Raw genomic sequence first — 4893 nt, 5'->3', positions numbered from 1 at the left:
TTCATGCCAGCCTTCTCCGCTTGGCCGGCTGCGCTCGCCAGACCAGCTCCGCCGGCCAAGCTACCCGTGGCGGAGCGGCCCACCGTGCACTAACTTTACCCTTGGACCACCTCGTGGGGGCCGATCACGTCCTCGCGCATATCCCAGAGCATGACCGCGGACACTGAACAAAGGCCGGCGACGCACGCGAGGTTGAACCCAGTCAACCAACGCGACGAGTGCGTCCAGCGCCCAAGCTTCGCGAAAGGCAACTGAAATGGCATGGGCAACCGTAACTCGGACAATCTAAAATATAGATTTGATTTATGAACGGGTGCTTAAAAATGCGCGTCATTTTTATTTCGATGTAAGGAGATATTTGCTGCAAGAAGGCCTAGGCGAATTGATCGTAAGTTTGTACTCTAGTTATGGCGGTTATAAGCTTATTTCGGTTTAGCCGTAAAATTTACATGACTAGCGGTAAAGGCTTAGTTGTGCGGCTTGATTTTGAGCGTAAATAGCATATTTTGTTGTATCAAATTCGCTATGAATTTTATAAGAGCGTGCAGTTCGCATGGAACAATTTCCAGAATGCCGGGCAAAGCTCCTTCAAAATCTCAGCATTCATGCAGCATTGGCGCGAAACAGAATGGGCTTATCCCTATTCAATGCATCGCGACTGCTCGGGATTAACCAGGACTACATTGAAGGTATCGAGCAGGGAGAAGATAGCGGCCTATCCATTGAGATCATACGAAGCTTGGCACAAGGTCTTGGCCTAACCAAAACCGGTACGCCACGCGTCAAGCCTATGGGAGCAATGTAGAATGGGCTCAATGGGATGATTTGGTTGATCGTTCGGGTAGAAACAGCGTTGCTCACCAAATCGGCATCGTCGTAAAATGCGATGCCAACCTAAGGCTGGCAAACTGAAATCAGAGGAACCCGCTCCCTGCATGATCCTTGAAGGCGTTCGCACGTCGAACGTACCCGAGCACGGTACGCGGGTCTCGATGACCCGAGACTTCCATGATGCGCGCGAGATCGGCTCCACGCTCGGCCGCCGTGGTCACGAACCCGGCGCGCAGACTGTGTCCGCCGAACGCCGCCGGATCGAAGCCCGCGGCTCCGGCATACCGCTTCACGATGTCCCCGATGCTGCGATCCGTCAGGGCCTCGGCTCTGATCCGACCGGACCGCGACACCGGCCTGAACACCGGGCCATCCGTGATCTCGGCCGCAGTGAGCCAGTCCCGCAGCAGCGCCACCGGCCGGACGTGCCGACCGTGCGGGATCGCCTTCTCCGCTCCCCTGCCCTCCTGATCGGTCTTCGATCGCCGGATCAGCACGCGCAGGCCATCGGCGTGGTCGGTCAGGTCCGAGACCAGCAGTGCGGCCAGCTCGGACCGCCGGAAGGCACCTGCGAACCCGAGGCCGAGCAAGGCCCGGTCCCGCTTGCCGGCGAGGCCCGGCGGAGCGTGCGAGAGCATGGCCGCCAGCACCTCGGCCGTCGCAGCCGTCTTCTGTCGGATCTCCATGTCCGGCCGGCGCCGGATACCCTTGATGACCGCGTGCACCGTCTCGTGCGCGCCGGGGTCCGGCAGGCCGGCGAGCTTGTGCGCGTAGGCGATGGCCGCGAGCCGCCGGCCGATCGTGGACGAGGCCCGCCTGGCTGCCGCCTCATGCGAGAGGAACGCCGCCACCGTTTCGGGTGCGGCCGGCAGGGACGAGACGCCGTGGCCGTCGCACCATGCCGTGAAGGCCGCCCAATCCGATTTGTAGGCGCGGACCGTGGCCTTGGCCTTCGAGGCGCGCTGATAGTCCCGCACCAAGGCGAGCGCGTCCGCAGGCAGGCTCGCGCCCGACCGGGCGGAAACCTCGACGGCACGGCTCGGGGGATTGGCCATTGTAGTGTCAGCCTTCATCCGTCGCGATCTCCTCCTATGTCCGAGCTATGGCCGGAAGCCGTCGAAGTGCGCTCCCGGCGCCGGGCGGCCGTGCTTCAGGACAAAGGCCATTCGTTCGGTCGGCGCGGCGGAGGCTTCTGGATCGAATGCGCCTCCGGTCCATTCGAGGAGTTCCCGCCGGGCGAGGTTCCTGACCGTGCCGAGCCGGATACCTGTTGCCCGAGAGCCGGCCTCCGAGACTACGTCGTAGGACGCGCCCTTCGTGCGGCGAAGGCTCGCCGGTCCGTTGGACAGCAGGATCAGCAAGCGCCGCTGCGCATCCGAGATGCTGTGCCAGGTCGAGCGGGCGCCCGTGATGCCTAGATCGCTCTCCCGCAGCCTTTGGTCGAACTCGGCGAGGAGATCCGGTCGCCCGGCCTCGCGGACCATGTCGCGAACGCGCTCAGTCTGTTCCTGGCACTTGCGGTCAAGCCGCTGCATCAGGCGCTCCTGCTCGGCGAAGTTCTCCGCGCCCATCTTGCCCGTCCTCCCGCTCGCACGCCCCGACATAGCCGAGGCTTCAATTTCTCACGTCGCTTACGACCGTGCCTGTCTCAAACTTCCGAGAATATCTGTTATCGGAAGCTACGGCGGATAGGTCGGAAGCGCAATAGTCCTTTACGGCGCTACGGTGCTATCAACCTATGAAATTACGGGCGTGCCGGCGAACGGAGCAACGGCTTTACTTCTGTTTCACGATGCGGAGGTAGGAAGGCAGCGAGGTACAGGAGTACGAGAGTTGCGCGCCATCGCACTGGCCATCGTTGGCATCGGTGCCATCGCCTTGATGACGAACGCCTACCTATGGCGGTACGAGGTCATCGGCGGCGGCAGCAGCGCGAGCTACCGCCTCCATGATCGTTGGACACACCGCATGACCTACTGTGTTCGCACCGAGAGCAAGGGCACGCAGCCGCCTGACCTCGATTGCACGTCCTGGGGGCCGCTCGTCGGTGGGCAGCCATGAAGGTCATCGCTTTCACCAGCCGGAAGGGCGGCAGCGGCAAGAGCACGCTTTGCGCGCACCTGTCGGTCTACGCCGATGCGCCGAACGCGCCTGCCGTCCTGATCGACACGGACCCGCAAGGCAGCCTCGCCCTATGGCACGAACTCCGGCAGGCCGAGACGCCCGTTCTCGTGAAGTGCGAGGCACGCGATCTGCCTGAGACGATCGAGGCTGCAAAGCGCGACGGGGTGGGCTGGGTCTTCATCGATACACCGCCCCACAACACGGCAGACATCGCCGCGGCACTCCGGGTCGCAGACCTCGCCGTGATCCCTTTCCGGCCGGCGGTGTTCGATATCGCCGCCGTTGCCGCGACCCTCGAAATGGCCCGAGCGATCAACAAGCCGGTCCTGCCTGTCATCAATTCGGCCCCGCCGCGTCGAGGCATCACGCCGGCCCATGTCGTGACCGAGGCGCGCGAGGCGCTGTTCGGGATGGGCGCAACCCCGTGGGCCGGTCAGATCACCACCAGGGCCGCGTTCGCTCACGCCCTGGCGAGCGGGCAGGCGGTCGGAGAATTCGAGCCCGGCAGCACGGCGGCCTCAGAAGTCAGCGACCTGTGGCAGGAGACCCGCCGGGCACTCGGGATCAAGGAAGGGAAAAAGCGTTGAGCAAGAAGCCGAGCTTCGCAAACCTGGGGTCGAGGCTCGCCGCTAAGCCGGTCGAGGTCGCGACCGAACCGCGGGCCAGCGCGACGGAGCCAGCCCGTGAGCCCGAAGCGGCAGTGAGCGGCACCCCTGCCCGGCAAGCTGATGGGCGCAAGGGCATCTTGGTTCGAGCCCGTCCCGAAGCCTGGAAGGCGCTCAAGTTGGTCGCCCTTGATCGCGAGCGCACCCTTCAGGACGTGATGACCGAAGCCATCAACGACGTGCTCACCAAGCACGGCAAGCCCCCGGTCGCCTAATCGCCGTATCGCGCAACGCCTCAAGCGCGGTACTGGTGCAGATCCCTTCACCCGTAGGGAACAACGGCCATACCGTGATAGCACAGTACGTTGCTTCTGCCGTTTCAAACTACATGTCTACCGCACCAGCCGCGCCGCGGTCGGATGTGCAAGCCGGGCGAGCTGCGATGGTGCAGCCGCTCGGCGAGTGTCGCGCTCGGTTTGGGTTACCTCCCTACCTCGGCGCTCACCCTGTCGGTCCGCCGATCAGCGGCTCGCTCCGCATCCCGAACCACCAGAACAGAGCGGCAGCGAGCCCGATCAAGAGCAGAACGACGACGATCTCAAGCCAACGGGTCATCCGCGCAGCTTACGGGTCATTGGCTTGCGTTATCAACGTCCGGTCCCTCACCCAATGAGGTGGAACCCGTTCTCGATCTGCCCGACCAGGTGGACCTGAGCCTCGGCGCTCTGGCTGATCTCTAGAACGACCGCTGCCTTCGAGATCCCATGCGCGAGCTGGTCGGCGAAGAAGGCTGCACCGCCTGCATCCGCATGTCGTCCGAGTGCGCCGACATAGAGGCTGTCCACGAACCCGGCAGTGGTCTGACCCGCATGCGTCGTGGCGTACTCCGATGAGTTCAGCATCGCGTTGGCGACGTTGCCGAGTGCCTGGAACGTACCGTTGGCCCCGCCGCTTGCCGCCGCCTGCTTCACCTGAGCCTCGAAGCCTTGGAGCCCGGTCGCATCAGGCGTCCGACCCAGGATCGCATAGTACTCCCGCGCAACTGCGCTATCGAGCGCGTCCGGTACGAACACGCCGGTGCTGAAGGCCTTAGCGTCGACGCTCTGCGCCTCCGCACTCGTGGCGAACTTGGTCAGCCCCCATTGAAGTGGTCCGCCCTTTGGTATGGCTTTTGAGCCTGGAGGACGGACGAGATGGCAAAACACCCGAAGCCCGAGGAGATCGTCGCGAAGCTCCGTCAGGCGGACGTGCTGATCTCACAGGGCCAGAGCGTGGCCGATGCAATCCGCGCGCTCGGTGTGAGTTCGGTGACGTACTACCGGTGGCGGCGTGA

At 63.5% G+C, this 4893-nt stretch carries 7 protein-coding genes and 1 pseudogene; 5 read left to right on the top strand and 3 right to left on the bottom strand.

Annotation, left to right across the window (positions count from 1 at the left end):
- Positions 1–553: 553 nt before the first annotated feature.
- Complete coding sequence (locus FV229_RS25300) at positions 554–805, top strand: helix-turn-helix domain-containing protein (RefSeq protein ID WP_147754570.1); 252 nt, start codon at positions 554–556, stop codon at positions 803–805.
- 109 nt (positions 806–914) lie between these two features.
- Here the strand turns inward: FV229_RS25300 and FV229_RS25295 are convergent, their stop codons facing one another.
- Both FV229_RS25295 and FV229_RS25290 read right to left on the bottom strand, forming a co-directional pair.
- On the bottom strand, positions 915–1904 hold the full coding sequence (locus FV229_RS25295) for a site-specific integrase (protein WP_246688340.1): 990 nt from the start codon (positions 1902–1904) through the stop codon (positions 915–917).
- 27 nt (positions 1905–1931) lie between these two features.
- Positions 1932–2402, bottom strand: coding sequence for a hypothetical protein (locus FV229_RS25290; RefSeq protein ID WP_147754569.1), 471 nt, complete (start codon positions 2400–2402; stop codon positions 1932–1934).
- Positions 2403–2664: 262 nt separating this feature from the next.
- Here FV229_RS25290 and FV229_RS25285 point away from each other — a divergent pair, with 262 nt between their 5' ends.
- The 3 genes from FV229_RS25285 to FV229_RS25275 are packed head-to-tail and all read left to right on the top strand — an operon-like array spanning position 2665 to position 3835.
- On the top strand, positions 2665–2892 hold the full coding sequence (locus tag FV229_RS25285) for a hypothetical protein (protein ID WP_147754568.1): 228 nt from the start codon (positions 2665–2667) through the stop codon (positions 2890–2892).
- A complete protein-coding gene (locus tag FV229_RS25280) occupies positions 2889–3542 on the top strand; it encodes an AAA family ATPase (protein ID WP_147754567.1) in 654 nt (217 codons plus the stop codon). Before FV229_RS25285 ends, FV229_RS25280 begins: the two co-directional genes overlap by 4 nt.
- Entirely contained in the window at positions 3539–3835 is a 297-nt protein-coding gene (locus tag FV229_RS25275) for a ribbon-helix-helix domain-containing protein (RefSeq protein WP_147754566.1), read from the top strand. The genes FV229_RS25280 and FV229_RS25275 overlap by 4 nt, the downstream gene beginning before the upstream one ends.
- A 387-nt stretch (positions 3836–4222) precedes the next feature.
- Here FV229_RS25275 and FV229_RS25270 read toward each other — a convergent pair whose 3' ends face one another.
- Entirely contained in the window at positions 4223–4633 is a 411-nt protein-coding gene (locus FV229_RS25270) for a DUF4214 domain-containing protein (RefSeq protein ID WP_147754565.1), read from the bottom strand.
- A 120-nt stretch (positions 4634–4753) separates the two neighbouring features.
- On the opposite strand from FV229_RS25270, the pseudogene FV229_RS25265 reads away from it, so the two are divergent.
- Positions 4754–4893, top strand: a pseudogene (locus tag FV229_RS25265) (IS3 family transposase); the annotation flags it as partial.

The organism is Methylobacterium sp. WL120, from assembly GCF_008039465.1.
GTDB classification, from domain to species: Bacteria; Pseudomonadota; Alphaproteobacteria; order Rhizobiales; family Beijerinckiaceae; genus Methylobacterium; species Methylobacterium cerastii.
The sequence above is the reverse complement of the archived record's forward strand: the minus strand, read 5'-3'. Positions and strand labels throughout refer to the sequence as shown.

Excerpts from the sequence above, each read along its gene's own strand:
- FV229_RS25300 (WP_147754570.1), top strand. The coding sequence starts at position 554 with ATGGAACAATTTCCAGAATGCCGGGCAAAGCTCCTTCAAAATCTCAGC.
- FV229_RS25280 (WP_147754567.1), top strand. The coding sequence starts at position 2,889 with ATGAAGGTCATCGCTTTCACCAGCCGGAAGGGCGGCAGCGGCAAGAGC.
- FV229_RS25290 (WP_147754569.1), bottom strand. The coding sequence starts at position 2,402 with ATGGGCGCGGAGAACTTCGCCGAGCAGGAGCGCCTGATGCAGCGGCTT.
- FV229_RS25295 (WP_246688340.1), bottom strand. The coding sequence starts at position 1,904 with ATGAAGGCTGACACTACAATGGCCAATCCCCCGAGCCGTGCCGTCGAG.